Raw genomic sequence first — 26857 nt, 5'->3', positions numbered from 1 at the left:
TGTTCCTTGGCTGAGTCGAAAACGACGCCAGGGTTCCCCGGCCGGAGCCGACGGATCTTCCATCCACAGGATAACGCCGGAATGGGGGAAGGATGCACGGTCATCGGGCAGATCGATGTCCAGGGTCCAGACTGAAAGGGCACGCAGGCAAAACGAGGAGACAGCCATGCACATTCTCTTGACCGGCGGTACCGGCCTGATGGGGCGCCGCCTGTGCGCCCGCTGGCGACAGGCCGGGCACCGGCTGACCGTGTTCAGCCGGCGGCCGCAGCAGGTGGAATCGCTGTGCGGCGTCGGCGTGCGCGGCATCGATCGTTTCGACGAGTACGGCGACCAGCCGCTCGACGCGGTGGTCAACCTGGCCGGCGAGCCGATCGCGGACAAACCCTGGAGTCACAAGCGCAAGGCCCTGCTGTGGGAAAGCCGGGTACGCCTTACCGAGCGCCTGGTGGAATGGCTGGACGCTCGCGAGCAGCGCCCGGACCTTCTGTTATCGGGTTCTGCGGTGGGTTGGTATGGCGACAGCGGCGAGCGCCCGGTGACCGAGGAGGGGGCGGCGGCCGGCGAGGATTTCGCCAGCGAGCTATGCCTAGCCTGGGAGCAGATCGCCCGCGAGGCGGAGAAGCTCGGCACCCGTGTCGTGCTGTTGCGCACCGGCCTGGTGCTGGCCCCCGAGGGCGGCTTCCTCGGGCGCCTGTTGCCGCTCTACCGGCTCGGCCTGGGCGGACCGCTGGGTGACGGCCGGCAATGGATGCCGTGGATTCATATCGAGGATCAAATCGAGCTGATCGATTTTCTTTTGCGGCGGACCGATGCCAGCGGTCCCTATAATGCGTGCGCTCCCAACCCGGCGCGCAACCGCGATTTCGCCAAGGCCCTGGGCCGGGCGCTGCACAAGCCGGCGCGGATACCGACCCCCGGGTTCGTCCTGCGCCTCGGGCTGGGAGAAATGTCCGGATTGCTGCTCGGCGGCCAGCGAGCCTTGCCGCAACGCTTGCAGGACGCCGGCTACCGTTTTCAATTCACCGACCTGGACGTGGCGCTGGCCGATGTCCTGGACGCCCGACGAAAGGATCAGGCATGACCGAGAATGCCCTGCTGTTGCTCAACCTGGGCTCCCCGGATTCGACCCGGGTGGAGGATGTCCGCCGCTATCTCGACCAGTTCCTCATGGATCCCTACGTGGTCGACCTGCCCTGGCCGCTGCGGCGCCTGCTGGTGTCGCTGATCCTGATCAAGCGTCCGGCCGAATCGGCGCACGCCTACAGCTCGATCTGGTGGGACGAAGGGTCGCCACTGATCGTCCTCAGTCGTCGCCTGCAGGAAGCGATGAAGCCGCACTGGCCGCATGGACCGGTGGAACTGGCGATGCGCTACGGCCAGCCGGCCATCGAGAAGGTCCTGCTCGACCTGGCGCGCCGCGGTATCCGGCGGGTGACCCTGGCGCCGCTGTATCCGCAGTTCGCCGACAGCACCACGACCACCGCCGAACAGGAGGTGCGCCGGGTGATCGCCGCCCATCGCCTGGGCCTGGAGGTCAGCACGCTGCCGCCGTTCTACGACCAGCCGGTCTACCTCGATGCCCTGGTGGAAAGCGTGCGTCCGTACCTGCAGCAGCCCCACGACCATCTGTTGCTGAGCTTCCATGGCTTGCCCGAGCGGCACATCCGCAAGCTGGTGAAGGATCCTGCCCACGACCTGCTGGCCGAGAACAGCCGCAACGTCAGCCCCGAAGCCCTCGCCCTCTGCTACCGCAGCCAGTGCCTGCGCACTGCCGAGGCCTTCGCCGAGCGCGCCGGCCTGGAGCAGGGGCGCTGGTCGGTGTCGTTCCAGTCGCGCCTGGGGCGCGCCAAGTGGATCGAGCCCTATACCGACGCCAAGCTCGACGAACTGGTGCAGCGCGGGGTGAAGCGCCTGCTGGTGATGTGTCCGGCGTTCGTTGCCGACTGCATCGAGACCCTGGAGGAAATCGGCATGCGCGGCCGCGAGCAGTTCATCAGTGCCGGCGGCGAGGACTTGGTGCTGATTCCCTGCCTCAACGACCACCCCGCCTGGGTCGGCGCCCTGGCCGAGATGAGCGGGCGCTTGGCCAGGCCGCTCTGAGAGCCTGTTCATGATCCGCTGCGCGGCGCGGTATGACGGCTTTGAAGTGCTCATTTGCCGCTCGTCAGCTCCGCTTCCCCGCCCAGCTCGCGAGATGCTGGACAGGCTCTGAGCGCATGCGGCGGCGAATGACCTGGCGGTCATTCGCCGGAACCCGCTTCCCGCATTCAGCAGTTCTATAGTCCCTTGCCCTGGGTATAAGCCCGGATGTTGCCGGCTTATCCTGCCTGTCGACCCTCCCTTCGCATCCGCCGCTTCGGCGGCGTCCAGGAGTTCGGCATGCATAACAACAATAACGGCTATCCCTCCAACCTTGCGGCCTGGACCACGGTGGCGATCCTCATGGTCGCCTATGTGCTGTCCTTCATCGACCGGCAGATCCTCAACCTGTTGGTCGGCCCGATCCGCCGCGACCTGGCCATCAGCGATACGGAAATGAGCCTGCTGATGGGCTTGTCCTTCGCCCTGTTCTACACCCTTTGCGGTATCCCGCTCGGACGCATGGCCGACAACCGCAGCCGGCGCGGCCTGATCCTGTTCGGCGTGCTGGTGTGGAGCGCGATGACCGCGGCCTGCGGTCTGGCGCGCAGCTATTGGCAATTCCTCACCTTCCGGGTCGGCGTCGGGGTCGGCGAGGCGGCGCTGTCGCCAGCGGCCTATTCGCTGATCGCCGACAGCTTCCCGCGCGAGCGTCGGGCGACGGCGATCAGCGTCTACTCGATGGGCATCTACCTGGGCTCGGGGCTGGCCTTCCTGCTCGGCGGGCTGGTGATCAAGTTCGCCTCGGCCCAGGGCGACGTGCATCTGCCGCTGTTCGGCGAGGTGCGCCCGTGGCAACTGATCTTCCTCATCCTCGGCGCCGCCGGCGTGCTCTTCTGCCTGTTGCTGCTGGCTATCCGCGAGCCGGCCCGGCGCGGAGTCGGCGCAGGCGTGGCGGTGCCGCTGGGCGAGGTCGGCGCCTACCTGCGGGCCAACCGCAAGACCGTGCTCTGCCACAACTTCGGTTTCGCCTGCCTGTCCTTCGCCGGCTACGGCAGCGGCGCCTGGGTGCCGACCTTCTTCGTCCGCACCCACGGCTGGGACGCCGGTCATGTCGGAGTGGTGTACGGCAGCATCGTCGCGGTGTTCGGCTGTCTCGGCATCGTCTTCGGCGGGCGCCTGGCCGACTACTGGGCGAAGCGCGGGCGCAGCGACGCGAACATGCGCGTCGGGCTGCTCGCCGCCTGGGCGGTGATTCCCTTCACTCTGGTCTATCCGCTGCTGGACAACGCCAATTGGGCGGCGGCGCTGATGGCGCCGACGGTGTTCTTCCTGAGCATGCCGTTCGGCGTGGCCCCGGCGGCGATCCAGGAGATCATGCCCAACTCGATGCGCGGCCAGGCCTCGGCGATCTACCTGTTCGTGGTCACCCTGTTCGGTCTCGGCGTGGGCCCGACGGCGGTGGCGCTGGTCACCGATTTCGTCTTCGCCGACGACATGGCGCTGCGCTACTCGCTGCTGCTGGTGACCCTGGCCGCGGTGCTTGGTGCGGTGGTCCTGCTGGGGATCGGCCTCAAGCCCTATCGCGCCAGCCTGGAGCACCTGAAGGACTGGAGCCTGCGACGGGAAGGCGAGGGCGGCGAGGATTGGAAGGCGTCCCGGCAGCCGGCCTGACTCAGTAGGTGAGGATCACCCGCACGGTATCGCTGTAGGTACCGGCGGGGACGTTGCCCTGGGCCGGGTTGACGATGGCCCGGTACGGCACGTTCTGCGCGGCGCCGCTACCGGTGCCTGCCTGGGTGTTGCTGGTGGTCCAGACCGTCGAGTCTCCCGGTTTGTAGAGGTTGTACTGGATCGCGTTGGCGCCGCTGAGCATTCGCCGCCAGCCGCCGCTGAAGTTGTTGCCGTTGTCGAAGCCGATGGTATAGGTGGCGTTCAGGGTGCAGCGCACGCCAATGTTCTGGTTCACCGCGGTGAAGGCCGAGACCAGCGCGGCGCTGCCGAAGCTGAGGTCCGGAGCGCTGTCGATGAAGCAGTCCTTGAGCACCGTCAGGGTAACGTTGACGCTGCTGCTGGCGGTGCCGTCGTCGTATACGCAGACTGGGCCGATGCCCGCCGCGCACAGGTGCCAGGCCCAGTTCAGGCCGATGGTATCGGTATAGGTGCCGGCCGGCAGGGTCACCCCGGTGGCGGTGCGCAGGTACAGCGGCAGGCTGCCGTCGGTGGCGTTGAACAGGCCGAGGATGCCGAGGAAGGTGGTGCTGCTCCAGCGTACCGTCGAGCCGACGTTGTAGACGGTGCCGCAGCCGTTGTCCTTGCAGATACTGTAGGGCAGGTAGGTGCCGCTGGCGGCGTTGTACAGCCGCGGCGTGGTGCCCAGCGGATTGGCGGTGCTGGCGATGGTCGCGTCGATGGTGTTGGTGCTGAGGATCGACAACAGGCTGCCGGTGCACTTGAAGCCGGTGGTGCCGGTGATGGTCTGGGCGGTGCTGGCCACGGTGAACGAGCTCAGGCTGCCGAAATTGCCGGTGCCGGAGCTGGTGGTGCAGGCGGCGAGCAGCAACGGGCTGGCGCAGAGCGTAGCGAAGCCGAGCAGGCAGGCGGACGTGGAGTGGCGGCTCATGGCGTATCTCCGATCGGGGCCGAGCAGGTCAGCGGGCCGACCTGGCTGACGGTGGGTTTGCGCGTGTCCAGGCGGAAGCGTGCCTGGCAGGCCCGGCCGTCGGGGCGGACCACGCGTAGCTGGTTGTCGCTTTGCAATCCTTCGAAATAGACCTGGCCGTCCCAGCCGACGCTGGCGCGCTGGCCGCTGCCGGTTTCTTCGGCCTGGCTGCCCAGCGGCAGCGGTTCGCCGCGCTCGTCCACCAGGCTGATGCTGGCGGCGACTACGGCACGGATCGGGAAATCCAGCAGCAGGCCGCTGCCCTGGCGTACCGCCACGCGCTGCTCGACTTCGGGCGCGCTGACGTTGGCCGGAAGGTCCAGCGGCTCGATCTGGAACTTCGCCGGGTAGTAGGCCGCGACCCAGGGCACCAGCAGGTGGCCGTTGTCGTCGGTGCTGCCCATCAGTTGGTTCTCGTAGCGGATCGGCACCTGTGGATAACCCTTGGTGCTGACCAGGACGAAGGCGTCGTTGATCCGGTTGCTGGCGAACACGGCGTTGTCCATCCATACCAGCGAGCCGCTGAGATCGGCCCAGCGCGTGTAGTTGCCGGTCTCGCCATAAAGGCCGCCCTGCAGTTGCACGTTCTGCATGCGCCAGGTCAGGTCGGCCTGCTGGTAGCGGCTGGCGCCGCCGCCATAGCCGAGGTTCCAGCCGAGGCCGCCCTGGCTCGGCGTGGAGCGGCTCCAGATCACCCGCTCGCTGTAGCGTCGGTCGCTGTCGCGGGTGACGCCGATGTTCAGCAGGCCGTTGATGTCGAAGGGAATCACCAGTTGCATCAGCGCGCTGTAGCCGTCGCCGTCGAGATCCTTGTTCAGCGCCAGGTAGAAGCTGCTGCGGCTGCCGATCGGGCGGCTGTAGGAGAGGTTGGCCAGGCGCGTGCGGCTGCCGTCGCGGGCGCGGATGTCGAAGTAGCCGGTACCGATGGTGCCCTGCTCGTCGAAGGTCAGGCTGGCGGTAGCCTGGTCGGTGCGCCGGCTCAACTGGTACTCGCCGTCCAGGGTGCCGAGGTCGCCATAGCCGGCGCTGCGCTCGATGTGTTGCAGGCTGAGGCCGAGCCGTCGCGAATAGTAGGAGTAGCCGAGCAGGTATTGCTGGCCGCTGTCGCCCTGGCCGTCGCTGCCGCTGGCCGCCAGGCTGAGGGTGCCGAAGGTGGCCACGGCGATGTCGCCGCCGATGCCGAGCAGGCGCAGGTCGCTGGCGGCCTCGGCGTGGGTGGAGAGGGTCAGGCGGTCGCTGACGCCGTAGCGGTAGATGCCGCTGGCGGCGTTGTCGGCATAGGAGAAGTTGCGCAGGCCGTAGTCGTCGCGCAGGCGCCCGACGGACAGGTCGAAATCGCTCAGGCCGCGCGCCAGCAGGGTGTTGGATACGTAGAACGGCAGGCTGGTCACCACTTGTCGACCCTGGGCGTCGGTGGTCACCACCGTGGCTTCGCCGGCTCCGTTGATGTACGGCACGTTGCTGATGGCGAAGGGACCGGGTTGCAGGTCGGCGCTGCTGGCCTTGTAGCCGTTGATGAACAGGTCGACGGTGCTGGGTACGGCGGCCTGGCCGTCGAAGCGCAGCAGCGGATAGGTGACCAGGTCCGGACGTACGCCGAAGTTGCGGGCGAAGCGAAAGCCGCCCATGCGTACCGGGGTGGTCCAGTTCAGCGCGCCGTTGACGTAGTCGCCCAGTTGGTAGCTGTGCATGTTGCGTTCGTCGTTGTACAGCCAGTAGGTGTCGTAGCGCAGGTAGCGGCTGTCGAGGTTGTCGGCGTCGCCGAAATAGCGGGTGTAGACGCCGGTGTTGGAGATCACCCCGAAGCCGTCGAACAGGCGTTGCTCGAGCAGCGCGGAAAGCCAGGGCGTGGCGCCGTCGGCGGGGTCCGAGTAGTACAGGTCGTAGTTGAACAGCGCGCCGAGGCTGCTGCGCGCCGGGGCGCGGGCGACCAGTCCGGGATCGTCGAAGCGCTGCTCCGGCAGCCAGTCCGGCGGCACTTGCAGGTGCAGTTGCTGGCTGGCGCTGTCATAGTCCGCCCGGACCTCGGGCAGGGCGTCCACCGCGACCTGTCCGGCGGGGTTGCCAGGCAGGCGCACGCCGGCTTCGCGCAGGGCCGCGGCGTCGAGCAGGTAATGGCCATCGCCGGCGTTGACCGGCACCACCTGGCCGCTGTCGCGGCCGTTGATCACCAGTTCCAGGTAGTAGAGGACGTTGCTGCCGCCGGACGGAGCGGGTTGCGGCGGCGGCAGTCCGGCCAGGTAGTCCGCCGCATGGACAGGGGAGAGCAGCGCCAGGCCGATCAGTAGCGAGCGGTGGTGGCGAGAGCGCCGCTGACACGGGCGAGGCACGGGACCGACGTCCGCCTCAGTAGCCGGGAACGCTGATCGGCGCGTCGTTGTCCGCCAGTTGCAGTTTCAGGGTCATGCCGGCGTCCGGCAGCAGCCCCGGCGGCAGCGGCCAGCGCATCTGCCGGCCGGGCAGCACGTAGCCGAGCAGGCCGTCCAGCAGCGCCAGGCTGCGGCCGTTGCCCTCCCAGCGGACATGGCTCAGGCGGGCGTGCACGCTACCCTCGTTGCGCACCTGCAGGTAACGCTTGCCCTGTTCCTCGACCAGCCGCCAGGCCAGCTTCGGCCGGGTCGCGTCGGCCGGGTCGCGCTCGACATCGCTGCGCGGCTGGGTCCAGACGCCGTCGGCGCTGACGAACAGCGGCACCGAATAGCGCATCTGGAACTGCAGGGCGAGACCGGGGCTTCGTTGCGTCTGCCCCGCGCTGCCGTCGGGCACTTCGTCGATCAGCACCCGATAGGCGTCCTCCGGCGTGCTGGGCTGGCCGCCCTGGCGGATCAGCCGGACCAGCTGCCGGCGGCCCGGCTCGACCTTGACGAAGGGCGGGCTGGGAATCACTGCCTGCTGGTTGCGATAGACGTCCTGGAAATCCGCCTGGGACCAGCCGAGCACGCGCACCTGCAGGGTCACCGGTTGCTTGCCGCGATTCTCCAGCCACAGCGCGGTGGCCGGTTGGTCGGCTTCGATGGCCGGGTTGATCGGCCAGATCAGCACCGCACTGGCGGCTTGTGCCGGGCCGCCCAGGAGCAGCGCCAGCAGCGCCGCAAGCCAGCGGCCGGGGCGGAGAGGTAGGTGTGGACTGGGCATGTGATCCTCCATGACGGCTCAGAACGAAAGGGTGACGGTGACGGTATCGCGGTAGTTGCCGGCGGACGGCAGGCTGCCGACCGCGAACAGGCGCGCGTATACCGTGTAGGTCTGGGTGCTGGCGGGAAAGTTGGCGATGGTCCGCGCGAGTGCCCCGTTGCCCCAGACCTGGGAGTAGGCGGCATCCTGGTAGAGCTGGTAGGCGAGGGTCTCGTTACCGCTCACCCGCTTCAGGTAGCGCTGGCTGCTGCTGCCGCCATTGACCCCGTAGTCGAGGGCGACGGAGACGGTCATTCCCGGAGTGCAGGTCAGGACGATGGAGCCGGCCCCGGAGCTGCTGGCGACGTTAACCGGACTGGCCAGGTTGCCGAGGGTGCCGAAGCTCAGGGTGCCGAGGTCATAGGCGTTGTTGCTGATGGCGGTGCCGAAGGCGCAGCCGTTGGCGACCACCGCCTGGACCTGGAAGGCGCGGCTGATCGGCGATGGATCGGCATGCGCGACCAGGTTCGGCAGCGGGAGCAGGAGAAGCGACAGGAATAGACGCCGGCTGGACATCGGCATCACCAACTGATGGTCACGTTGACGGTGTCGCGGTAGGTCCCGGCGACCGGCGTGGTCTGTGCCGGCACCAGGCCGTAGATGGGGTACCACTGGTCGTTGCCGTTGCCGGTGGCGGCAACGCCGGTGGTGTTGTCCCAGACGATGCCGCCGGGGCGGTCGCTGTACAGGTTGTAGGTCAGGGTGAGGGCGGTGTTGGCGATGTTCGCCATGCGCCGCGTGGCGACGCTGCCGTAGAGCCCGCCGTCGAGCGTGATCGCATAGGTCTGGCCGCTGACGCACCTGACCCGGATGGAGCCTGCGCCTTGCTGGCTGGTGGCGCTGATGGCGTTGTTCAGGGAGGCGTACTGGCCGAAGTCGAGGGTGCCGAAGGTGATCGCGCCGCCGCTGCCGACGCTACCTGCCTCGCAGGCCGGGAGCAGCGTGGCGCTCAGGACGATGGTGGCGGTCTGCGCGTTTGCCGGGTTGCAGCCGAGCAGGCAGAGCAGTCCTCCGGTGAAGTAGCGGTTCAGGCTCATCGGTCCCCCCAGGACCATGCTGCCTGGCGCCGCGCCTGGCGGCGCGTCTTACCAGGCGATGGTGACCAGCAGGGTGTCGGTGTAGGTCCCCGCCGTCGGCGTGGGTGTGCTTTGTCCGGTGGGCACCACGCGGCCATAGAGGGGGATGTTGACCGCGGTGCCGGTGGAGACCGAGGAGATGTCCACCGGTGTGTTGGCCTGGATCAGCGCGCTGCGCGCGGCGTCCGAATAGATGTTGTAGGCGATGGTGCTGCTGGTGGTGGTGGTGTTCTGCATGTAGCGCTGGCCGCCGCTGGCGTGCAGGCCTGCGTTCACCGTCAGGCTCGGGGTCAGGCCGGTGCTGCACTGGATCTGGATATTGCCGCTGGTGCCGACGGTCTGCGCGTCGACCACGTTGGTGAGGTCGGAATGGCTGCCGAAGTCCAGGGTTCCCCACTGGTTGATACCGCCGCTGACGCTGCCGTTGATGATGGTGCAGCCGGCACCGATGACCATCTGCACGCCGACCTGGCCGATCAGCGTACCGGCGGCCTGGGCGGTGCCCAGCAGGCTGGCGCAGGCACAGAACAACAAGACTGCCGGAATGCGTTTATTCATCTCTAACTTCCTGTCGATAACGAATGTCGGTGGCGCAGGACGATGTTGGCGGATAAATAAAGTTCCCACGACTTTAAATGATCGGCCTTATATATCCGCCAAACTCGAAGTTCATGGCTGGCGACGCGCCGGGTGCGGCGCAGAGCGGCTCGCCAGTCATGCTTGACTGGCTATATAGCAGCGCGAATAAGCCTCTGCCAGTTAGATGACGTGATTATTTGGAAAATACAGGGAAGTTTAATTACAAAGTAGTAAGCGATTGGCTACATGCTTTTGAAAATAACGTGGCGGGTGGAAAATGGACGGAACAGCGAAGTGTTCCGTCCGTTGTTTTCAGTGTGAATCCTTGTGTTGTTCGTCGAGCGCCTTGTTCTGCCAGCCGTCGTTGCCCGGCAGCAACAGGTTGAGGACGATGGCGACGATGGCGCACAGGGCGATGCCCTTCAGGCCGATGTCGTCGGGGCCGGTACCGCTGCCGATCAGCACGCCGCCGATGCCGAACACCAGGGTCACCGAGACGATCACCAGGTTGCGTGCTTCCGAGAGATCGACCTTGTGCCGGATCAGGGTGTTCATGCCGACCGAGGCGATGGTGCCGAACAGCAGGCAGAGGATGCCGCCCATCACCGGTACCGGGATGCTTTGCAGGATCGCGCCGAACTTGCCGACGAAGGCCAGGGTGATGGCGATCACCGCCGCCCAGGTCATGATCTTCGGGTTGTAGTTCTTGGTCAGCATCACTGCGCCGGTGACTTCCGCGTAGGTGGTGTTGGGCGGTCCGCCGAACAGGCCGGCAGCCGAGGTGGCCAGGCCGTCGCCGAGGAGAGTGCGGTGCAGGCCGGGCTTCTTCAGGTAGTCCTGGCCGGTGACGCCGCCCACCGCGATGACCCCGCCGATATGCTCGATGGCCGGGGCCAGGGCCACCGGGACGATGAACAGGATCGCCTGCCAGTTGAATTCCGGCGCGGTGAATTTCGGTAGCTCCAGCCAGGGTGCGGCGACGATCGCGGCGGTGTCGACCACGCCGAAGACGAACGACAGGGCGAAGCCGACCAGCACGCCGGCGATGATCGGCACCAGGCGGAATATACCCTTGCCGAATACCGCCACCACCAGGGTGGTGAGCAGCGCCGGCATCGAGATCATCATCGCGGTGCGGTACGGCAGCAACTCGCTGCCGTCGCCGGCCTTGCCCATCGCCATGTTCGCCGCAATCGGCGCCATCGCCAGGCCGATCGAGATGATCACCGGGCCGATCACCACCGGCGGCAGCAGTTTATCGATGAAGCCGGTGCCCTTGATCTTCACCGCCAGGCCCATGAAGGTGTAGACGAAGCCGGCGGCGACCACCCCGCCCATGGTCGCGGCCAGGCCGAACTGGCCCTTGGCGAGGATGATCGGGGTGATGAAGGCGAAGCTGGAGGCGAGGAACACCGGTACCTGGCGCCCGGTCACCAATTGGAACAGCAGGGTCCCGAGGCCGGCGGTGAACAGCGCGACGTTGGGATCCAGACCGGTGATCAGCGGCATCAGCACCAGCGCGCCGAAGGCGACGAACAGCATCTGCGCGCCTGACAGCACCTGGCGCCAGAGCGGCTCCTGGAAGGCATCGCCCATGTTCAGGCTTCCTTCTGCTTGGTACCGAAGATCTTGTCGCCGGCGTCGCCCAGGCCCGGAATGATGTAGCCGTTCTCGTCGAGCTTCTCGTCGATCGAGGCGGTATAGATGATCACGTCCGGGTGGGCCTTGCGTACCGCCTCGATGCCCTCGGGGGCGGCGACCAGCACCATGGCGCGGATTTCCTTGCTGCCGGCCTTCTTCAGCAGGTCGATGGTGGCGACCATCGAGCCACCGGTGGCGAGCATCGGGTCGATGATCAGCGAGCGGCGCTCGGCGATGTCCGGCGCCAGTTTTTCCAGGTAGGTGCGTGCTTCCAGGGTCTCTTCGTTGCGGGCGACGCCGACCGCGCTGACCTTGGCGCCGGGAATCAGGCTGAGCACGCCGTCGAGCATGCCGATGCCGGCGCGCAGGATCGGCACCACGGTGATCTTCTTCCCGGAGATCTTCTCCACCGTCACCGGGCCGGCCCATCCGGGGATTTCGTACTGTTCCAGGGGCAGGTCCTTGGTCGCCTCGTAGGTCAGCAGGGCGCCGACTTCCTGGGCCAGTTCGCGGAAGTTCTTGGTGCTGATATCGGCACGGCGCATCAGGCCCAGTTTGTGGCGGATGAGGGGGTGGCGGATCTCATGTACGGGCATGGGCGACTGTCTCCAACGGGGGCGGGCAAAAAAATTGCGCTAGCGTAATGCATTCCGCACAGTCTGGACCATTATTCTGATTCGCACTCGACCGCCGGGGGTTGCCCGATGGCGACCGGATGAGTACCTTTGCCGACTTTTTCTCAGCCCAGCCAGGGAGAAGCACCATGTCCGTCGATCTCGCGCACATCCGCCAAGTCAGGGCGGAAGCCGACTGCCTGTTCAACAACGACGAGGTCGAGGCAGCCATCGGTCGCGTCGCTGAGGCGATCAACCGCGATCTCGGCGAGACCAACCCGGTGGTCTTCTGCGTGATGAACGGCGGCCTGATCTTCTCCGGCAAGCTGCTCCCGCTGCTCGACTTCCCCCTCGAACTGTCCTACCTGCATGCGACCCGTTACCGCAACGAGACCTCCGGCGGCGAACTGTTCTGGAAGGCCAAGCCGGAAATCTCCTTCATCGACCGTGACGTGCTGATCATCGACGACATCCTCGACGAAGGGCACACCCTCTCGGCGATCATCGACTTCTGCAAGCATGCCGGCGCACGCGCGGTGCACACCGCCGTACTGGTGGACAAGGAACACGAGCGCAAGGCCCGGCCCGACCTCAAGGCCAGCTTCACCGGCCTCTACTGCGCCGACCGCTACGTGTTCGGCTACGGCATGGACTACAAGGGCTACTGGCGCAACGCCGCGGGCATCTTCGCGGTCAAGGGGCTCTGAGATGGCCGGACCGCGCTACCTCGACCAGCAATTGTTCGCCGAACTGGCGAGCGGGGCGGGTAACGCGCCGCGTGGTCGCCAGCATCACAACTTCCACCGCATGGAGGAGCCCTGCCACCGCATGGCGGTGGGCCTCCAGCCGAATACCTACATCCCGCCGCACCGGCACCTGGATGCGGGCAAGGCCGAGGCGCTGATCGTGCTCAAGGGCCGTCTCGGCCTGCTGGTCTTCGCCGAGGACGGGGAACTCCTCGACAAGCGCGAGTTGAGCGCCGCTGGGGACTGCCCCGGTGTCGACCTGCCGCCCGGGGTGTTCCATGCCCTGGTGGTGCTGGAGCCGGACAGCATCCTGTTCGAATGCAAGGCCGGGCCTTACCGCCCGCTCGGCGAAGGCGAGTTCGCCAGTTGGGCGCCTGCCGAAGGCAGCGCCGATGCGCCGGCCTACCGGGACTGGATGCGCGCCCAGTTCGCCTGAGCGCTTCGCTTCGGCGGCGGGTCGGCAGCCATGCTAGAGTGCCGGCTCGCCCTGTCCGGAGGTCCCGATGTTCGCCCGTAGCCTGTGCGGCTCCCTGCTCCTGTTCGTCAGTCTGGCCGGCCTGGCCGCCGAGAATCCCCCGATGCACGCGCGCTTCCTGCCGCCCGACGACGGCCAGTTGCGCCAGGAGGCGCCGGAGCAGCAGCAACTGATCCAGATCACCGAGTACAGCGTGGTGCTGGGCAACCAGCGGCAGTCCAACCAGCAGCCGATCCCGATCACCACGCCGACCCTGCTGCGCCTGAAGGGCAAACCGCTGAGCAAGGGCGCGACCCTGGCCCAGGTGCTGATCCAGTTCGACAGCGAAGGCAAGAGCCTGAAGAAGCCGGTCTACGATGCCGGGACCCGCACCCTCACGCTCAACTACCCGTTGGCGCAGTACCCGGCGTTGCTCGACCTGCTGCGCAACCAGACGGTCTATTGCCAGTTCCTCGCCTATCCCAACGGCCATGTCTGGGCGGACCTGCACACCGGCGCGGTACGCGCGCGTTGAGCCTCGCCGCGCGCCGGGAGTAAACTGCCTGGCCTTATCCCGCGCCGGGCGAGCCCGGCCCCAGAGCCGTTGAGAGAAAGCGATGCGCAAAGACAAGAAACAGATCATTGGCGAAGAGATCAGTGACGAGTCGATCAAGCTGTTCCTCGGCGTCGAGCCGGCCGACGACACCCCCCCCTCGCTGCACAAGCTGATCAAGGCCTATCGCGGTCTGCGCATCGACGACTTCGAGCGCTTCCTCACCTTCTTCCGCGAGGCCGGCTACGATCTCGACGCGCGCGACGCCAAGGGCAACGACTTCGTCGCCCTGGTCGCCGACCAGCGCCAGGCCGTGCCCTACATCGAAGCGCTGCAGGCGGCCAAGGGCGCCTGAGCCGGCCATGCAGCGAAAAGCCCGCCCTTCGGCGGGTTTTTTCGTTGCGCGGTCCGCCGAGTCACGCCCGTCGGAGAACGCCAGCATCCGAATGGCGGCTGGTGGTGGCAAGGGTCGATAGACGCCGCGCGGGCCCCGCCGCGGTCGCGGATCGCCAGGGCGGCGGGGAAGGGCGAATGGCCAGGACTGCGTTATTCGCTCTGCGAGAGGCTGCCTGTCGGCTGCTGCTTTTCTACACTCACAGGAAAAACAGCCTGCTGAGGTTCCCATGTACGTCCAGCCCTACGTCTGCTTCAACGGCCGTTGCGAAGAGGCCCTGCGTTTCTATGAACACGCCATCGGTGCCAGGGTGAGTTTCCTGTTCCGTTTCGACGAGGCGCCCGGTCCGGTGGTGGTGCCCGAAGGCTGGTGCGACAAGGTGATGCACGCCAACCTGCAGATCGGCGACAGCCAGATCATGGCCTCGGACGGGCACGGGCCGGCGTTGCAGCCGATCTCCGGGATTTCCCTTTCACTGAATACCCGCGACCCGCAGCAGGCGCGGCGCTGCTATGACGCCTTGCTGGAGGACGGCGGGCGGGTCGAGCTGGAGTTGGGCAAGACCTTCTGGTCGCCCTGTTTCGGTACCCTGGTGGACCGTTTCGGGGTGTCCTGGATGATCAATTGCGAGGCCGGCGCCTGACTCCACAAATGAAAAAGCCGCCCGAAGGCGGCTTGTTCCATAGCGCGCGGCTCACTCGGCGTTGACCGGGGCCTGCACGTCGTTCTTCGCGGTCAGTTCCAGCACCTCGCTGCAACGGCTGCTGACGCTGCGGTACAGCTCGGCGTCGCTTTCCAGCTCTTTCTCGCGAGCCGGGAAGATTTCCTTCAGCTTGGCGCTCCACTCCGGCGAGCGGGCCTGCTCCGGGAAGCAGCGCTCGATCAGGCCGAGCATGATCGAGACGGTCACCGAGGCGCCCGGCGAGGCGCCCAGCAGGGCGGCGATGGAGCCGTCGTGGGCGGCCACCAGCTCGGTGCCGAACTGCAGGATGCCGCCTTTCTTCGGATCCTTCTTGATGATCTGCACGCGCTGGCCGGCGACTTCCAGGCGCCAGTCCTCGGCCCTGGCTTCGGGGTAGAACTTGCGCAGGGCTTCCAGGCGCTGTTCCGGCGATTGCATGACCTGGCCGATCAGGTAGCGGGTCAGGTCCATGTTGTCGCGGGCCACCGAGAGCATCGGCAGGATGTTGCCCGGGCGTACCGACAGCGGCAGGTCGAGGAACGAGCCATGGCGCAGGAACTTGGTGGAGAAACCGGCATAGGGGCCGAACAGCAGGGATTTCTTGCCGTCCACCACACGGGTGTCCAGGTGCGGCACGGACATCGGCGGCGAGCCGACCTCGGCCTGGCTGTAGACCTTGGCCTGGTGCTGCTTGACGATTTCCGGGTTGTCGCAGCGCAGCCACTGGCCGCTCACCGGGAAACCACCGAAGCCCTTGCCTTCCGGGATGCCGGAAAGTTGCAGGAGCGGCAGGGCGCCGCCGCCGGCGCCGAGGAAGACGAAGCGTGCCTGGATCTCGCGGTCGCCGCCGTTGCGGGTGTCCTTGACGGTGACCCGCCAGCCGTTATCGGCGCGGCGCAGGTGGGTGACCTTCTGGTTGTAGCGGATCTGCGCGCCCGGCTGTTGCGCCAGGTGTTGCAGGAGCTGGTTGGTCAGGGCGCCGAAGTTGACGTCGGTACCGCCCTCGACGCGGGTCGCGGCGATCGCTTCGTCGGCCGGACGACCCGGCATCATCAGCGGCATCCACTCGGCGAGGGTGGCCTTGTCCTCGGAGTAGACCATGGTCTCGAAAGCGTGGTGCTTCGTCAGCGATTCGAAGCGCTTCTTCAGGTAGGCGATGCCTTCGCTGCCGCGCACGAAGCTCAGATGCGGTACCGGGTTGATGAAGGTCTTCGGCGAGCCGAAGGTGCCCTTGGCGACCAGGTGCGACCAGAACTGCTTCGACACCTCGAACATGGTGTTGATGCCCACGGCTTTCTTGATGTCGATGCTGCCGTCGGCCGACTGCGGGGTGTAGTTCAGCTCGCACAGGCCGGCGTGGCCGGTGCCCGCGTTGTTCCACGGGTTGGAGCTTTCGATCGCGCCGGACTCCTGGAGTTCGACGACTTCCATCTTCAGGTTGGGGTCGAGTTCCTTGAGCAGGACCGCCAGGGTCGCGCTCATGATGCCGGCGCCTACCAGCAGCATGTCGACTGTTTCGTGATCGTTTTGCGCCATTAACGCTTCTCCAAAATCTTCAGCACCAAATTGACGACAGACGGGGCGGGGCCGAGGCCGGTACGGGCCGGCAGGCAGCGGCGGAGGGAGCCGTCATGTCCGATTCTTCGCAACAACGGCGGGACGCCGGGCGTCATCGCCTATGGATGCCGGGCGCGGGGCTGGCGATCTGGCAGCCTGGCTGGCCCATGCGGGCATCCGGTCGTGCAAGCACATTCGCGACGGAACGGGCCGTCAGGCTCTGGTCATGAGGTATCCGCTGCGGTCGCGTCTGCGGGGGGCTGTTTCAAGCGCTAATGGCGCACTTACCGACGCAAAACTCTTCATTGCTCGCCACACTCTCGTGAAGTAGTGAAATACCTTCGATCCACGCTCTTTTGGAGACATGGGCCGGAAGGGCTCGTCTGTCGCGGGCATGCCTTCGCAGAATCGTGCGGGGTCATGCGGCATTCCTTGCCGAAAAACTCGCTACAGGCGTTTCAGGGCGTCTGCCTCATGGGGCAGCGCTCTACTGGCGGCTCTCTGTGGGGGGATGGCGCGGGGGCCGGAACCCGATCAGGAGGCGTCCTTATAATCGGGGGGCGATTATAACGGTGAAAATCAAAAAATACCCCGCTCCTTAGACTTTTTTCCCATTCCCGGTCACGAAGTGCCCGCCGGCGAAAGCCCCCTGGGACAATCCGCCGCGCCGTATCTGCCAAACGCCGGGCATGCGTGCCCTGCGCCACCTGCCACAGGCGAGGAACCGCGCCCCGTGGCGAACGTCCAAGGCAATGCTGCGGTGCCTTCGCGGCGCCGTTATACTGCCGGCCATTCGTGCCCAACCCATGGAGAGATGAGCATGCTGCATCGCCTGTTGCTCAGCCTGATGACCGCAAGCGCCCTGGTTCTCGGCGGCTGCGCCCTGAGCCCGCAACAACTGGACCCGCAACCGGTCCTTAAAGGACCGTTGACCGCCGTCGGCCATGGCCAGCCGGTGGTGGTCAAGGTGGTCGATGGCCGTCCCGGCCCGTCCCTGGGCACTCGCGGCGGCCTCTACGCCGATACCAGCACCCTGACCGTCCGTAGCGAGGACGTGGTGCCCAAGCTCCAGGCCCAGGCCGAGACGGCCGTGCGCCTGCTCGGCTACACGCCTTCGGCCAACGCCTACAACGCGCCGCAACTGACCCTGACCCTGGCCGAGCTGAAGTACCAGTCGCCGAAGGACGGCGTCTACGTCACCCAGGCCGACATCACCGCGACCTTCCGCGCCGACGTGCAGAACAGCAGCCGGCGCTACACCGGTCGCTACGGCGCCTCGCTGAACCAGCGCTTCGGCATGGCGCCGAACCAGGCGACCAACAGCAAGCTGGTCAGCGAGGTGCTCAGCGACGCCCTGACCCGCGTATTCAAGGACCCGACCATCGCTCAGACCCTCGGCCAGCAATGAGCCGGCGGTAACGAGAAAGCCCGGCGGATGCCGGGCTTTTTCATGCGCTCGGGAAACTCAGGCGGCCTGGTGGAACGGGTCCGGCTCGCCGATGCTGATGCGTTCGTCGGTCTCAGGCAGGTCGAGGTGTTCATGGCCGCAGGCGGTGCAGTACACCAGCCAGCGGTCGTCCTGGACATTGAAGGAAAGATCGACGATCACGGCCTCGATCTCGTCCAGGTGGTCGATCAGATAGTTATGTTCGTGGGGTGCGGTTTCCAGCATGACGACTCTCCTGTGTTGTCGTTTGCCTGGGTGGGGTTCTGTGACCGGCAAAGCACTTTCAGACTAGTCGGTCACTCTGGCGAGGCCGCGCCTTTTTTAGACGGATTGCTGCTAACCGCTGCGCTTCGTCGCGACAACCCGGGTGCCGCTGGCCGTCGCTCATGCATTCTGGATAGAATTCGACCAGTCCTTCCCTGCCGTCCCCGACGGTCCGTCCTGTCATCAGCTCACCCAAGGCGTTATTCGGTAGCCCCGGCGTGTGGTCCTGTTGCGGAGGTTATCGATGTCCTTGCAAGCCTTGTGGGCGCTGTTCCTCGCCCATCCCGCCCAGGCCGTGAACGGCCTTGCGCTGTTCTTCGGTGTCGCCGGCGCCTGGCTGCTGCTGGCCACCCGCGCACGCGAGCGTCGCGCCCTGGCGCGCTGGGCCGCGGAGGGCGAGGCGGGGGAGGCGGCATTGCCGATGGACGAGGCGACCCTGCGGATCAACCTGTTCTTCTACCGATTCGGCACCGCCTGCCTGGGCCTGGCGCTGCTGGTCAGCTGGGCCAGCACGCGGCTCTGAGAGCCCTGCCTCGGCGAGCCGAACCGCACGCGGATAAGCGTATCGCGGTTATCCGTCCATCGCCTGCGGGTTCGAAGCCGTTGCCCGATGGAGAAGCCCGGCGGCGCCGGGCTTTCGTCTTCAGGATTGCTGCTTGATCCGGTATTGGTTGAGCACCGGGTTGGCGTATTGCAGCACCAGCCAGGGGCGCTGCTCGGCCGGGCATTGCTCCAGGCGGCGGTTCCATTCCTTGCGCGCCTTCTCCAGCTCCTCGCTGCCGAACAGGCTCTCGGCCGTGGGGACGGCGAGGCCCGGGTCGCGGTTCTCGCTCATCTCGTAGGCCAGGTAGTGCACCGGGAACAGACGGTAGTTGCCGAGGATCTGCCGGTCCAGTTCGGCGGCCAGCTGCTTGGCGTCGCTGAACTCGCCCTCCAGCTCGGCGCCGAAGTTGATGTGCACGCGGCCCTTGTAGCCGGTGATGCCCAGGGCGATGCTGGCATCGTCCTCGCCCGGCGCCTTGCGGTACTCGCCGGTGCTGGCGCGGGTGTGCAACTCGCGGGCCTTGGCCAGATCGCAGGGGTCGTATTCGTAGCTGATCGACACCGGGATGAAATGCAGGGCGCGCACCATTTCGGCGAAGGGTTCGTCCTTGCGGCTCATGTGGAACATCTTGAGGATCGCCGAGTCGGTACGGTCGTCGCCGTCCTTGGCCCGCCCTTCGGCCTGGGCGATCCACACCGACTGGCGGTCCTCGCGGATCGAGTGGTTGATGTAGGCGGAGAGCGTCTGGTAGGCGGCGAGCTTCTCGCGCCGGCCGCTCAGCGAACGGTGCACGATGAAGCTCTTGTTCAGGCGCATCAGGTCGCTGACGAAGGATTTCTGCAGCAGGTTGTCGCCGATGGCGATGCGCGGGGTCGGCAGGCCGGCGTGGTACACGGCGTAGTTGACGAAGGCCGGGTCCATCACGATATCGCGGTGGTTGGCGATGAACAGGTAGGCGCAGCCTGGCTTGAGGCGATTGACCCCGGAGTAGGTGACGCCATCGGTGGCCTTCTCGATGGTGTGGTCGACGTAGGGCTCGAACTTGTCCTGCAGCGTGGCGACGCTGCGGATGCCGGTGACCTCGCGGGCCAGGCGATGGGCTATAAGAGGTTTGAGCAGCCAACCGAGGGGACCGGCCAGGCGCGGGAAGCGGTAGCGGACCAGGGCGCCGAGGAAGGCGTCGTCGCTCAGGAGGCGTTGCAATACCGCGGGGACTTCGGCGTCACTGTAGGGTCGGATGGCTTCGAACTCGCCCATCATGCTTTCTGGTTCCATATGGATGCTGCGAAGGCCGCCCAAGGGGGTGGCCGAAAATTGAACCGCGCGATTATAAACGGAACTCATAGGGGGTGCAGCGATGCTCGAAAGCCAGGCCTATAGCTGCCCTTACTGCGGGGAACCGGCCGAGGCGCTGCTCGACCTGAGCGCCGGCGACCAGCAGTACTACGAGGACTGCCCGGTGTGCTGCCGGCCGATCCTGTTCGACCTGCGCACCGATGGGCAGGACTGGTCACTGAACGTCCGCCGGGAGGATGACTGATGCAGCGCGTATATGAGCCGGCCGACCTGCTGGAGGCCGAGATGCTGGTGGGAATGCTCGCCAGCGAAGGGATCGCCGCCCATGTCAGCGGCCGCCACCTGGTCGGCGCCATCGGCGAACTGCCGCCTGGCGGACTGCTGGCGTTGTTGGTGGCGGACGGGCAGACGGAGCGGGCGCGAGAACTGATCCTCGCCTACAACGCCGCCGCCCCGTTGGCCGAGGAGCCGCCGGAGCCCTGCGGCCCCGGCAGCCTGTTGTGTTGAGGCGGCCGCCGCTCAGTCGGCCGCCAGTTCGAAGACCTGCCAGCGCACCGAGCTGACGCCCTTCTCCAGGCTGACCCGGCTGACCAGGCGTTCCAGCTGCGCCGGAGCTTCGGGGGTGCCGAGCAGTTCGGCGCGGACTTCCAGCTTGGCCGGGTTGTCCAGATCCTCGCTGTGCAGCGATTGCAGGCGCAGGTCGCTGCTGCCGAGGCTGTGCAGCATCAGGCTGCGAACCTGGATCTCGTCCTCGGCGCGGCAGACGATCTGCACTTCGTAGCGTTGCTCGGCCTCGCTGGCCGGCAACACGTCCTGGCGGTTCAGGCGTTGGGCGATGTCGCGCAACAGGATGTTGGCGCAGAGCACCACCAGGCTGCCGAGCGTGGCCTCCAGCAGCAGGCCCATGCTGCACAGGACGCCGATGGCGGCGGTGCACCAGAGGGTGGCTGCGGTGTTCAGGCCGCGCACGTTGAGGCCGTCGCGCATGATCACGCCGCCGCCGAGGAAGCCGATCCCGGAGACTACATAGGCGGCGATCCGTGAAGCGTCGCCGGCCAGGCCGGGCACGCCCTGGGTCATCAGCACGAACAGGCAGGCGCCAGTGCTGACCAGCGCGTTGGTGCGCAGGCCGGTGAGGCGTTGGCGCAGCTGGCGTTCGGCGCCGATCAGGGCGCCCAGGGCCAGCGCGACCGCGACGCGCAGGAGAAATACTTTCCAATCCATGTTTCACCTCGTTGCCGGCCGACGGCCGGAGCTGGCGCGGGCCGACGGTCCGCGCGGATAAGGGACGATGGATTGCGCAGGACCGCGGCTTCCCGCTGCGCGTTGGCGCGAGGGAAGGGACACGAAGGGAAAATGGGGATGCGTCATCCCGGACGGGATGCGGATCGCCACTGTCCGCCATGTTCGGCGAGGCAGTGGCAGAGGGTTCTGCTGGACTAGCTCGCCGGATGGACCTGTCGCAATCGACTAGGGCTGTTGTCCAATGCAGGACTCCTGTGCGGGTTACAGAATGCGGGCGGCACCTTAAGCCTGGAGGATAGGCGCGTCAAGTTAAGATTGGGTTTCATTCAGCTTGCGTTCGGCAAGGCCAGTGTGGCGCTTCGGGTTACACTGTGCGGCTTTCCCTCACCAGGCAGTGCCAAGCATGAGTGGTCGTTACGCCCTGTTCCGCTGGAATCTGTCGCTGGCGGCCCTGCCGGGCTTTCCGGCGGATTGGCGGGCGCAGTGGAACATTTCTCCGGCGAACCAGGTGCTGATGGTTCGCGAGGACGCCGGTGCGCGCCGCGCCGACCTGGCGCGCTGGGGGCTGACCCCGGCCTGGCTCACCGACCTGTCGCGTACGCCCAGCCACGCACGGGCGGAAACCCTCGCCGAGCAACCGATGTTCCGCGAGGCGTTCCAGCAGCGCCGCTGCCTGCTGCCGGCCAACGGCTTCTATGAATGGCGCGGGGTGCGTAAGCGTCCGTACTGGGTCTCCACCGGCGAGCGCCTGTTGTTCTTCGCCGGCATCTGGGAGGCCTATCCGGTGCATGGGCAAACCTGGCTCAGCGTGGCCCAGGTATCCCAGGCGGCCGCCGAGTTCCGCCGGCCGCTGCTGCTCGACGAGGCCGAGCAGGATACCTGGCTGGCTCCGGACACGCCGCTGCCGGCGCTGATAAGCCTGCTCGCCAAGCCCCAGCCGAACCTGCGCAGCGTGGCCCTGGCCGGCTTCGTCAACAAGCCTGAAGCCGACGGGCCGGAGTGCCTGACCCCGGCCTGACGCTAGACCCTGAACTGATTCACCAGGCGCCGCTGCTGCTCGGCCAGGCGGGTCAGCTCGGCGCTGGCCTGCGAGGCCTCGTCGGCGCCGCCGGCCACCTGGTTGGCGACCTGGCCGATGTTGGCGACGTTGCGGTTGATGTCCTCGGCCACCGCGCTCTGCTCCTCGGCGGCGCTGGCGATCTGGGTGTTCATGTCGTTGATCACCGATACCGCCTGGGTGATCGACTCCAGCGCCTCGGCCGCCTGGCGCGCATGGCGCACGCTGTCGTCGGTGCGCTCCTGGCTGTCCTGCATGACCTTCACCACGTCGCGGGTGCCCTGCTGCAACTGCTGGATCATGCTCTGGATTTCTTCGGTGGCCTGCTGGGTCTTCTGCGCCAGGTTGCGTACCTCGTCGGCCACCACCGCGAAACCGCGACCCTGCTCGCCGGCGCGGGCGGCCTCGATGGCGGCGTTGAGGGCGAGCAGGTTGGTCTGCTCGGCGATACCGCGGATCGCCACCAGGATCGCGTTGATGTTTTCGCTGTCCTTGGCCAGGTTCTGCACCACTCCGACCGCGCGGCCAATCTCGCTGGCCAGGGCCTGGATCGCCGCCGAGCTGCTTTCGACGATCTGCTTGCCCTGGTGCGCGGCCTGGTCCGCGTGGTTGGCTGCCTCGGCGGCGTGGGTGGCGTTGCGCGCCACGTCCTGGGCGGTGGCGGTCATCTCGTGGACCGCGGTGGCCACCAGTTCGATCTCCGCCAGTTGCTGCTGCACGCCCTGGTTGGTGCGGATGGCGATGTCGGCGGTGTGCTCCGAGGAGTCGCTGACCTTCTGCACCGATTGCACCACCTGGCCGATCATGTTCTGCAGTTTGCCAAGGAAGGTATTGAAGCCCTTGGCGATGGAGCCCAGCTCGTCGGCGCGCTCGCTGCTCAGGCGGCGGGTGAGGTCGCCTTCGCCCTGGGCGATGTCGTCGAGCATGCCGACCAATTGGCGCAGCGGCCGGGCGATGCCGTAGCCGACCAGCCAGACCACCAGCAGGCCGAGGGCCGCTACCACCAGGCCGGCCAGGCTCATGCCGAGGATATCCTGCTGGCGCTGGTCGCTCAGCTCGCCCTGGAGTTGCTGCAGTTCGCCGAATACCGCCGCCTGGGGAATCTGCAGCATGAGGGTCCAGCGCACGCCGCTGTCGGCGATGGTGAAAGGCAGGAACAGCTCGATGTGGCCGTGCTCGGCGTCGATGTCGTAGAGCGGCTGGTCGACCGTGAGGTTCTTCAGGTTGTCCACTTCGTTGCCGTCGAGGACGCTGCCGGCGGGCTCGCCGAGCTTGCTGTCGTCGCGGGTGTAGGCCACCAGGCGGCCGTTGCTGGCGATCAGCGCCATTTCCCCGGCGCCATCGTAGAGCTGCTGGTCGGCGCGCTTGAGCAGGTCCTGGATGAAGGCCAGCGAGAGGTCGGCACCGACTGCGCCGCGGAACTGGTCACCGACCATGATCGGCACGTTGAAGGACGACATCATCACGGTCTTGCCGCCCATTTCGTAAGGGGCCGGGTCGATGATGCAGGGACGCTTGTTCTCTTTCGGACAGGCATAGAACTCGTTCTCGCGCACCCCGGTGGGCAGCAGCTTTTCGCTATCGATGCTGTCGGCCATGGCCTCCACGATCGGCTTGCCGTCGGCGCCGCGATACCACCAGGGCAGGTAGCGGCCGTCCGGGCCGTAGCCCTTGCCGGGTTGCCCGGCGAAGGCGGCATCGGTATCGAAGGCATTGGGTTCCCAGGCCATGAAGGTGTCGAGCAGCTTGGGGTTGTTCTGCACGGTGCTGCGCAGCAGCGCGGAGATTTCGTCGCGGCTGGCGTTCAGCTGCGGCATGCCGTCGGCGCCCGGCTCGCCGAGCAGGCGGGTGCTGTTGGCCAGGCCGTGGACCACCGTCAGCGGATACTCCAGCTCGCGCTGGATCTGGCTGACCTGGGCGCGGGCCAGGGCCACCAGGCGCTCGTTGATGACCTTCTCCAGCAGGCCCTGGGTGCGTTGCTGCACCAGCTCCTGCGTTCGCGCGCCGGCGAACAGGGCGTACAGCACCAGCACCACGACGACGCTTAGAACGCTGGCGCCGGCGAGGGCGGCGACAGAAAACTGGATCGACTTGAGCTTCATGATGGGACTTCTGACCCTTGTTGGAATTGTCTCTGAGGAGCTTATCGGCAGGAGGACGGCAAATCCTTAATCGGCCGTCGGAGATTTCCTCGCCAACGGCTGTTGCCGGCGTTCGAGGCGCGGCCTACCATGCGCTCGGCCTTCAGAGGAGAACAAAGGACCATGGCTCATCCCTTCCGATTCGCCACCCTCGCCGGCGCGCTGCTGCTCGCCGGTTGCCAGGCAGTGAACACCACCAGTGGCGGCGCCGTCGGCGTCGACCGCAAGCAATATATGTTCAGCATGTTGTCCAGCCAGGAAGTCGACCAGATGTACGCCCAGTCGTACCAGAAGACTCTCGGCGAGGCGAAAAGCGCCGGCGTGCTCGATACCAGCAGCGCCGACGCGCGGCGAGTCAAGGCGATCGCCCAGCGGCTGATCCCGCAGACCGCCGCCTTCCGCCCGGACGCCACCGGCTGGAACTGGGAAGTCAATGTGGTGAAGAGCGACGAGCTCAACGCCAACTGCGGTCCCGGCGGCAAGATCATTTTCTACACCGGGCTGATCGACAAGCTGAAGCTCACCGACGACGAGATAGCCGCGGTGATGGGCCACGAGATCGCCCACGCCCTGCGCGAGCATGGGCGCGAGGCCATGTCCAAGGCCTACGGCGTGCAGGTGGCCAGCCAGATCGGCGCCCTGGCCGGCCTCGGCCAGGAAAGCCTGCAGCTGGCCAATACCGGCGTCGACTACCTGATGACCCTGCCCAACAGTCGTGCCAACGAGAACGAAGCCGACCTGATCGGTCTCGAGCTGGCCGCCCGCGCCGGCTACAACCCGGAAGCGGCGATCACCCTCTGGCAGAAGATGGGCAGGGCCAGCGGCGGCGCCAGCCAGCCCGAGTTCACCAGCACCCACCCCTCCGACAGTTCGCGGATGGCCAATCTCCAGGCCGCGATTCCCAAGGTGATGCCGCTGTACCAGCAGGCCAGGCGCGGCAAGTGAGGCCAGGGCGCGCGGTCGCGGGGGGCGGCCGGCGCGCCGACAGGCTTACCATCGGAAACGCCTGTTGTGTATTTCCGTAACCTGCTGTTTGGTATCTCGCCGGTGTTCGGCCTAGACTGCTGGCCGACCCGCTTGCGGGACCCGTGGACGAACAGCCACTCTCACGCCCTGGAGCTCATGTGAAATACGCCGTACTCGGAGCCACCGGCCTGCTGGGACATCACGCCGCGCGCGCCATCAGGGCCGCCGGTCACGATCTGGTGCTGATCCACCGTCCTTCTTCGCAGATCCAGCGTCTCGCCTATCTGGAGCCCGAGTGCCGGGTCGCCGAGATGCTCGACCACGCCGGCCTGGAACGCGCCCTGCGCGGCCTCGACGGGGTGATCTTTAGCGCCGGCTACTATCCTTCGCGGCCGCGCCGCTGGCAGGAGGAAGTGGCCAGCGCGCTGGGCCAGACCAACCCGTTCTATGCCGCCTGCCTGCAGGCCAGGGTGCCGCGCATCCTCTATGTCGGTTCGGCATATGCCATGCCCCGCCATCCCCAGGGACTACCGGGCCACGAGGGGTTGTTCTACGACAGCCTGCCGAGCGGCAAGAGTTCCTACGTGCTGTGCAAATGGGCGCTCGACGAGCAGGCCCGGGAGCAGGCGCGCAACGGCCTGCCGGTGGTGATCGGGATTCCCGGCATGGTACTCGGCGAACTGGACATCGGCCCGACTACCGGGCGCGTGATCACCGCCATCGGCAATGGCGAGATGACCCACTACGTCGCCGGCCAGCGTAACGTCATCGATGCCGCCGAAGCCGGGCGCGGACTGCTGATGGCCCTTGAGCGCGGGCGTATCGGCGAGCGCTACCTGCTGACCGGGCACAACCTGGAAATGGCCGACCTGACCCGGCGCATCGCCGAGCTGCTCGGCCAGCCTGCGCCGCAGCCGATGTCGATGGCCATGGCTCGCGCGCTGGCCACCCTGGGCCGCTTGCGCTACCGGGTCAGCGGCCAGTTGCCGCTGCTCGACGAAACCGCCATCGAGGTGATGGCTGGCGGGCAGTTCCTCGATGGACGCAAGGCCCGCGAGGAACTCGGCTTCTTCTCCACCACCGCCCTCGACGACACCCTGCTGCGCGCCATCGACTGGTTCCGCGACAACGGCTATTTCAATGCCTAGGACGGTTGGCTAGGGCAGCGCTTTTTCCGCGAAGGGTCGGGTCTGCAGTCCCAGCTGGGCGCGAAAGCTCTCCATGTCGAACATGGTGCACAGCTCCTGCAACTGGCCCTGCGGGTTGAACACCCAGAAGCCCATCGCGGAAATGCTCAGCACCTTGTCGCTGGCCGGATAGCCCAGGGTCGGCCGGACGATGGTGCCGATCAGCGTGCTCCAGGTGAACACCTTGCGTTCCTCGCCGATGCAGTCTTCGACCACGACCTCCAGGTCCGGCATCGCCGTGCGGATGTCCTGCAGCAGGCGGATATAGCCGGCGGTATCCAGGGGACGGCCGATGAACGAGCTTTTGTAGAGGAAATCCTTGCTGTGCAACTGCTCCACCAACGCCATGCGGCCCTTGTTCCAGGACAGCTCGATGTGATGGCGGGCGAGTCGTTTCAGGTCGTGTGAGGGCATCTCCGGCTCTCGAGGGCGAGTGGTGGGGCAGGCATCCGGTGCCTGCCTGAACTGTAGCCGTTCCTATGCATTTTGCATTGGC

Annotated in this window: 29 protein-coding genes; 15 read left to right on the top strand and 14 right to left on the bottom strand. The window is 66.6% G+C overall.

The genetic code is table 11. The annotated features are described in order from the left end of the window. Positions 1 to 166 precede the first annotated feature (166 nt). The 3 genes from ACI766_RS25150 (at position 167) to ACI766_RS25140 (ending at position 3756) form a co-directional block, all read left to right on the top strand. Complete coding sequence (locus tag ACI766_RS25150) at positions 167 to 1084, top strand: TIGR01777 family oxidoreductase (RefSeq protein ID WP_023084791.1); 918 nt, start codon at positions 167 to 169, stop codon at positions 1082 to 1084. Then, entirely contained in the window at positions 1081 to 2103 is a 1023-nt protein-coding gene (hemH, locus tag ACI766_RS25145; protein ID WP_003099324.1) for a ferrochelatase, read from the top strand. The genes ACI766_RS25150 and hemH overlap by 4 nt, the downstream gene beginning before the upstream one ends. Positions 2104 to 2382: 279 nt before the next feature. Continuing rightward, a complete protein-coding gene (locus ACI766_RS25140; RefSeq protein WP_003099328.1) occupies positions 2383 to 3756 on the top strand; it encodes a spinster family MFS transporter in 1374 nt (457 codons plus the stop codon). Between the two features lies 1 nt (position 3757). Here ACI766_RS25140 and ACI766_RS25135 read toward each other — a convergent pair whose 3' ends face one another. From ACI766_RS25135 to upp, 8 genes are all read right to left on the bottom strand, one after another. Then, positions 3758 to 4705, bottom strand: coding sequence for a spore coat U domain-containing protein (locus ACI766_RS25135; protein ID WP_003099330.1), 948 nt, complete (start codon positions 4703 to 4705; stop codon positions 3758 to 3760). After that, positions 4702 to 7074, bottom strand: coding sequence for a fimbria/pilus outer membrane usher protein (locus ACI766_RS25130; protein ID WP_003099332.1), 2373 nt, complete (start codon positions 7072 to 7074; stop codon positions 4702 to 4704). Before ACI766_RS25130 ends, ACI766_RS25135 begins: the two co-directional genes overlap by 4 nt. A 16-nt stretch (positions 7075 to 7090) precedes the next feature. Then, positions 7091 to 7879 (bottom strand): molecular chaperone, encoded by a 789-nt coding sequence (locus ACI766_RS25125; protein WP_023084788.1) that lies wholly within the window; start codon positions 7877 to 7879, stop codon positions 7091 to 7093. Positions 7880 to 7897: 18 nt separating this feature from the next. Then, positions 7898 to 8440 (bottom strand): spore coat U domain-containing protein, encoded by a 543-nt coding sequence (locus ACI766_RS25120; RefSeq protein ID WP_003099337.1) that lies wholly within the window; start codon positions 8438 to 8440, stop codon positions 7898 to 7900. Next, positions 8440 to 8973: a spore coat U domain-containing protein gene (locus ACI766_RS25115; protein ID WP_003146046.1), complete on the bottom strand. Its 534-nt coding sequence runs from the start codon at positions 8971 to 8973 to the stop codon at positions 8440 to 8442. The genes ACI766_RS25120 and ACI766_RS25115 overlap by 1 nt, the downstream gene beginning before the upstream one ends. A 30-nt stretch (positions 8974 to 9003) precedes the next feature. Further along, positions 9004 to 9552 carry a spore coat U domain-containing protein gene (locus tag ACI766_RS25110; RefSeq protein ID WP_003099340.1) on the bottom strand — a complete coding sequence of 183 codons (549 nt, stop codon included), beginning with the start codon at positions 9550 to 9552 and terminating at the stop codon, positions 9004 to 9006. Positions 9553 to 9885: 333 nt separating this feature from the next. Then, positions 9886 to 11169, bottom strand: coding sequence for a uracil-xanthine permease family protein (locus tag ACI766_RS25105; RefSeq protein ID WP_003094970.1), 1284 nt, complete (start codon positions 11167 to 11169; stop codon positions 9886 to 9888). Positions 11170 to 11171: 2 nt separating this feature from the next. Then, positions 11172 to 11810 carry a uracil phosphoribosyltransferase gene (gene upp / locus ACI766_RS25100; RefSeq protein ID WP_003094968.1) on the bottom strand — a complete coding sequence of 213 codons (639 nt, stop codon included), beginning with the start codon at positions 11808 to 11810 and terminating at the stop codon, positions 11172 to 11174. 167 nt (positions 11811 to 11977) lie between these two features. On the opposite strand from upp, the gene ACI766_RS25095 reads away from it, so the two are divergent. The 5 genes from ACI766_RS25095 to ACI766_RS25075 all read left to right on the top strand — a co-directional run bounded on the left by ACI766_RS25095 (position 11978) and on the right by ACI766_RS25075 (position 14618). Continuing rightward, positions 11978 to 12535, top strand: a complete 558-nt coding sequence (locus ACI766_RS25095; protein ID WP_003099341.1) for a hypoxanthine-guanine phosphoribosyltransferase — start codon at positions 11978 to 11980, stop codon at positions 12533 to 12535. Position 12536: 1 nt separating this feature from the next. After that, positions 12537 to 13010 carry a WbuC family cupin fold metalloprotein gene (locus ACI766_RS25090; protein ID WP_003094965.1) on the top strand — a complete coding sequence of 158 codons (474 nt, stop codon included), beginning with the start codon at positions 12537 to 12539 and terminating at the stop codon, positions 13008 to 13010. Between the two features lie 67 nt (positions 13011 to 13077). Further along, a complete protein-coding gene (locus tag ACI766_RS25085) occupies positions 13078 to 13563 on the top strand; it encodes a hypothetical protein (RefSeq protein WP_003094962.1) in 486 nt (161 codons plus the stop codon). 82 nt (positions 13564 to 13645) lie between these two features. After that, on the top strand, positions 13646 to 13936 hold the full coding sequence (locus ACI766_RS25080; protein WP_003099343.1) for a PA4642 family protein: 291 nt from the start codon (positions 13646 to 13648) through the stop codon (positions 13934 to 13936). A 268-nt stretch (positions 13937 to 14204) separates the two neighbouring features. Next, a complete protein-coding gene (locus tag ACI766_RS25075; protein WP_003094957.1) occupies positions 14205 to 14618 on the top strand; it encodes a VOC family protein in 414 nt (137 codons plus the stop codon). Between the two features lie 51 nt (positions 14619 to 14669). On the opposite strand, the gene mqo is transcribed toward ACI766_RS25075, so the two are convergent. Continuing rightward, positions 14670 to 16193 (bottom strand): malate dehydrogenase (quinone), encoded by a 1524-nt coding sequence (mqo, locus tag ACI766_RS25070; protein WP_003099345.1) that lies wholly within the window; start codon positions 16191 to 16193, stop codon positions 14670 to 14672. 841 nt (positions 16194 to 17034) lie between these two features. On the opposite strand from mqo, the gene ACI766_RS25065 reads away from it, so the two are divergent. Then, complete coding sequence (locus ACI766_RS25065; RefSeq protein ID WP_003094953.1) at positions 17035 to 17622, top strand: YajG family lipoprotein; 588 nt, start codon at positions 17035 to 17037, stop codon at positions 17620 to 17622. Positions 17623 to 17679: 57 nt separating this feature from the next. On the opposite strand, the gene ACI766_RS25060 is transcribed toward ACI766_RS25065, so the two are convergent. Further along, positions 17680 to 17886 carry a hypothetical protein gene (locus ACI766_RS25060; RefSeq protein WP_003094951.1) on the bottom strand — a complete coding sequence of 69 codons (207 nt, stop codon included), beginning with the start codon at positions 17884 to 17886 and terminating at the stop codon, positions 17680 to 17682. A 283-nt stretch (positions 17887 to 18169) separates the two neighbouring features. Here ACI766_RS25060 and ACI766_RS25055 point away from each other — a divergent pair, with 283 nt between their 5' ends. Next, complete coding sequence (locus ACI766_RS25055) at positions 18170 to 18448, top strand: hypothetical protein (RefSeq protein WP_003114705.1); 279 nt, start codon at positions 18170 to 18172, stop codon at positions 18446 to 18448. A gap of 120 nt (positions 18449 to 18568) precedes the next feature. Here ACI766_RS25055 and ACI766_RS25050 read toward each other — a convergent pair whose 3' ends face one another. Then, the gene (locus ACI766_RS25050) at positions 18569 to 19729 is read right to left on the bottom strand and encodes a 1-acyl-sn-glycerol-3-phosphate acyltransferase (RefSeq protein ID WP_003099351.1); all 1161 of its coding nucleotides are present in this window, start codon (positions 19727 to 19729) and stop codon (positions 18569 to 18571) included. 97 nt (positions 19730 to 19826) lie between these two features. On the opposite strand from ACI766_RS25050, the gene ACI766_RS25045 reads away from it, so the two are divergent. After that, positions 19827 to 20009, top strand: coding sequence for a CPXCG motif-containing cysteine-rich protein (locus ACI766_RS25045; RefSeq protein WP_003094945.1), 183 nt, complete (start codon positions 19827 to 19829; stop codon positions 20007 to 20009). Continuing rightward, positions 20009 to 20272: a putative signal transducing protein gene (locus tag ACI766_RS25040; protein ID WP_009875815.1), complete on the top strand. Its 264-nt coding sequence runs from the start codon at positions 20009 to 20011 to the stop codon at positions 20270 to 20272. The genes ACI766_RS25045 and ACI766_RS25040 overlap by 1 nt, the downstream gene beginning before the upstream one ends. A gap of 12 nt (positions 20273 to 20284) precedes the next feature. Here ACI766_RS25040 and ACI766_RS25035 read toward each other — a convergent pair whose 3' ends face one another. Continuing rightward, entirely contained in the window at positions 20285 to 20989 is a 705-nt protein-coding gene (locus ACI766_RS25035) for an MgtC/SapB family protein (RefSeq protein WP_003457052.1), read from the bottom strand. A 424-nt stretch (positions 20990 to 21413) separates the two neighbouring features. Here ACI766_RS25035 and ACI766_RS25030 point away from each other — a divergent pair, with 424 nt between their 5' ends. Beyond that, positions 21414 to 22028 (top strand): SOS response-associated peptidase, encoded by a 615-nt coding sequence (locus ACI766_RS25030; protein ID WP_009875816.1) that lies wholly within the window; start codon positions 21414 to 21416, stop codon positions 22026 to 22028. A gap of 2 nt (positions 22029 to 22030) precedes the next feature. On the opposite strand, the gene ACI766_RS25025 is transcribed toward ACI766_RS25030, so the two are convergent. Next, positions 22031 to 24169, bottom strand: coding sequence for a methyl-accepting chemotaxis protein (locus ACI766_RS25025; RefSeq protein ID WP_003099358.1), 2139 nt, complete (start codon positions 24167 to 24169; stop codon positions 22031 to 22033). A 162-nt stretch (positions 24170 to 24331) separates the two neighbouring features. On the opposite strand from ACI766_RS25025, the gene ACI766_RS25020 reads away from it, so the two are divergent. Further along, positions 24332 to 25153 carry a M48 family metallopeptidase gene (locus tag ACI766_RS25020; protein WP_003099360.1) on the top strand — a complete coding sequence of 274 codons (822 nt, stop codon included), beginning with the start codon at positions 24332 to 24334 and terminating at the stop codon, positions 25151 to 25153. 143 nt (positions 25154 to 25296) lie between these two features. Next, complete coding sequence (locus tag ACI766_RS25015) at positions 25297 to 26322, top strand: NAD-dependent epimerase/dehydratase family protein (protein ID WP_003121034.1); 1026 nt, start codon at positions 25297 to 25299, stop codon at positions 26320 to 26322. Positions 26323 to 26331: 9 nt separating this feature from the next. Here ACI766_RS25015 and ACI766_RS25010 read toward each other — a convergent pair whose 3' ends face one another. Beyond that, entirely contained in the window at positions 26332 to 26775 is a 444-nt protein-coding gene (locus tag ACI766_RS25010; protein WP_003099368.1) for a nuclear transport factor 2 family protein, read from the bottom strand. Positions 26776 to 26857: the final 82 nt, after the last annotated feature.

It is taken from the genome of Pseudomonas sp. DL (genome assembly GCF_047199225.1).
In the GTDB taxonomy this organism is placed as follows: Bacteria; Pseudomonadota; Gammaproteobacteria; order Pseudomonadales; family Pseudomonadaceae; genus Pseudomonas; species Pseudomonas aeruginosa.
Note: the sequence above shows the minus strand (reverse complement) of the source record. Positions and strands in the feature narration are given on the sequence as shown.

Bases quoted from the DNA above. Each gene is read 5' to 3' on its own strand.
- ACI766_RS25060 (WP_003094951.1), bottom strand. From the start codon at position 17,886: ATGCTGGAAACCGCACCCCACGAACATAACTATCTGATCGACCACCTG.
- ACI766_RS25150 (WP_023084791.1), top strand. From the start codon at position 167: ATGCACATTCTCTTGACCGGCGGTACCGGCCTGATGGGGCGCCGCCTG.
- ACI766_RS25030 (WP_009875816.1), top strand. From the start codon at position 21,414: ATGAGTGGTCGTTACGCCCTGTTCCGCTGGAATCTGTCGCTGGCGGCC.
- upp (WP_003094968.1), bottom strand. From the start codon at position 11,810: ATGCCCGTACATGAGATCCGCCACCCCCTCATCCGCCACAAACTGGGC.
- ACI766_RS25035 (WP_003457052.1), bottom strand. From the start codon at position 20,989: ATGGATTGGAAAGTATTTCTCCTGCGCGTCGCGGTCGCGCTGGCCCTG.
- ACI766_RS25055 (WP_003114705.1), top strand. From the start codon at position 18,170: ATGTCCTTGCAAGCCTTGTGGGCGCTGTTCCTCGCCCATCCCGCCCAG.
- ACI766_RS25135 (WP_003099330.1), bottom strand. From the start codon at position 4,705: ATGAGCCGCCACTCCACGTCCGCCTGCCTGCTCGGCTTCGCTACGCTC.
- ACI766_RS25095 (WP_003099341.1), top strand. From the start codon at position 11,978: ATGTCCGTCGATCTCGCGCACATCCGCCAAGTCAGGGCGGAAGCCGAC.
- mqo (WP_003099345.1), bottom strand. From the start codon at position 16,193: ATGGCGCAAAACGATCACGAAACAGTCGACATGCTGCTGGTAGGCGCC.
- ACI766_RS25045 (WP_003094945.1), top strand. From the start codon at position 19,827: ATGCTCGAAAGCCAGGCCTATAGCTGCCCTTACTGCGGGGAACCGGCC.
- ACI766_RS25020 (WP_003099360.1), top strand. From the start codon at position 24,332: ATGGCTCATCCCTTCCGATTCGCCACCCTCGCCGGCGCGCTGCTGCTC.
- ACI766_RS25040 (WP_009875815.1), top strand. From the start codon at position 20,009: ATGCAGCGCGTATATGAGCCGGCCGACCTGCTGGAGGCCGAGATGCTG.
- ACI766_RS25090 (WP_003094965.1), top strand. From the start codon at position 12,537: ATGGCCGGACCGCGCTACCTCGACCAGCAATTGTTCGCCGAACTGGCG.
- ACI766_RS25080 (WP_003099343.1), top strand. From the start codon at position 13,646: ATGCGCAAAGACAAGAAACAGATCATTGGCGAAGAGATCAGTGACGAG.
- ACI766_RS25140 (WP_003099328.1), top strand. From the start codon at position 2,383: ATGCATAACAACAATAACGGCTATCCCTCCAACCTTGCGGCCTGGACC.
- ACI766_RS25075 (WP_003094957.1), top strand. From the start codon at position 14,205: ATGTACGTCCAGCCCTACGTCTGCTTCAACGGCCGTTGCGAAGAGGCC.
- ACI766_RS25050 (WP_003099351.1), bottom strand. From the start codon at position 19,729: ATGATGGGCGAGTTCGAAGCCATCCGACCCTACAGTGACGCCGAAGTC.
- hemH (WP_003099324.1), top strand. From the start codon at position 1,081: ATGACCGAGAATGCCCTGCTGTTGCTCAACCTGGGCTCCCCGGATTCG.
- ACI766_RS25120 (WP_003099337.1), bottom strand. From the start codon at position 8,440: ATGCCGATGTCCAGCCGGCGTCTATTCCTGTCGCTTCTCCTGCTCCCG.
- ACI766_RS25125 (WP_023084788.1), bottom strand. From the start codon at position 7,879: ATGCCCAGTCCACACCTACCTCTCCGCCCCGGCCGCTGGCTTGCGGCG.
- ACI766_RS25115 (WP_003146046.1), bottom strand. From the start codon at position 8,973: ATGGTCCTGGGGGGACCGATGAGCCTGAACCGCTACTTCACCGGAGGA.
- ACI766_RS25065 (WP_003094953.1), top strand. From the start codon at position 17,035: ATGCTGCATCGCCTGTTGCTCAGCCTGATGACCGCAAGCGCCCTGGTT.
- ACI766_RS25085 (WP_003094962.1), top strand. From the start codon at position 13,078: ATGTTCGCCCGTAGCCTGTGCGGCTCCCTGCTCCTGTTCGTCAGTCTG.
- ACI766_RS25110 (WP_003099340.1), bottom strand. From the start codon at position 9,552: ATGAATAAACGCATTCCGGCAGTCTTGTTGTTCTGTGCCTGCGCCAGC.
- ACI766_RS25105 (WP_003094970.1), bottom strand. From the start codon at position 11,169: ATGGGCGATGCCTTCCAGGAGCCGCTCTGGCGCCAGGTGCTGTCAGGC.
- ACI766_RS25025 (WP_003099358.1), bottom strand. From the start codon at position 24,169: ATGAAGCTCAAGTCGATCCAGTTTTCTGTCGCCGCCCTCGCCGGCGCC.
- ACI766_RS25010 (WP_003099368.1), bottom strand. From the start codon at position 26,775: ATGCCCTCACACGACCTGAAACGACTCGCCCGCCATCACATCGAGCTG.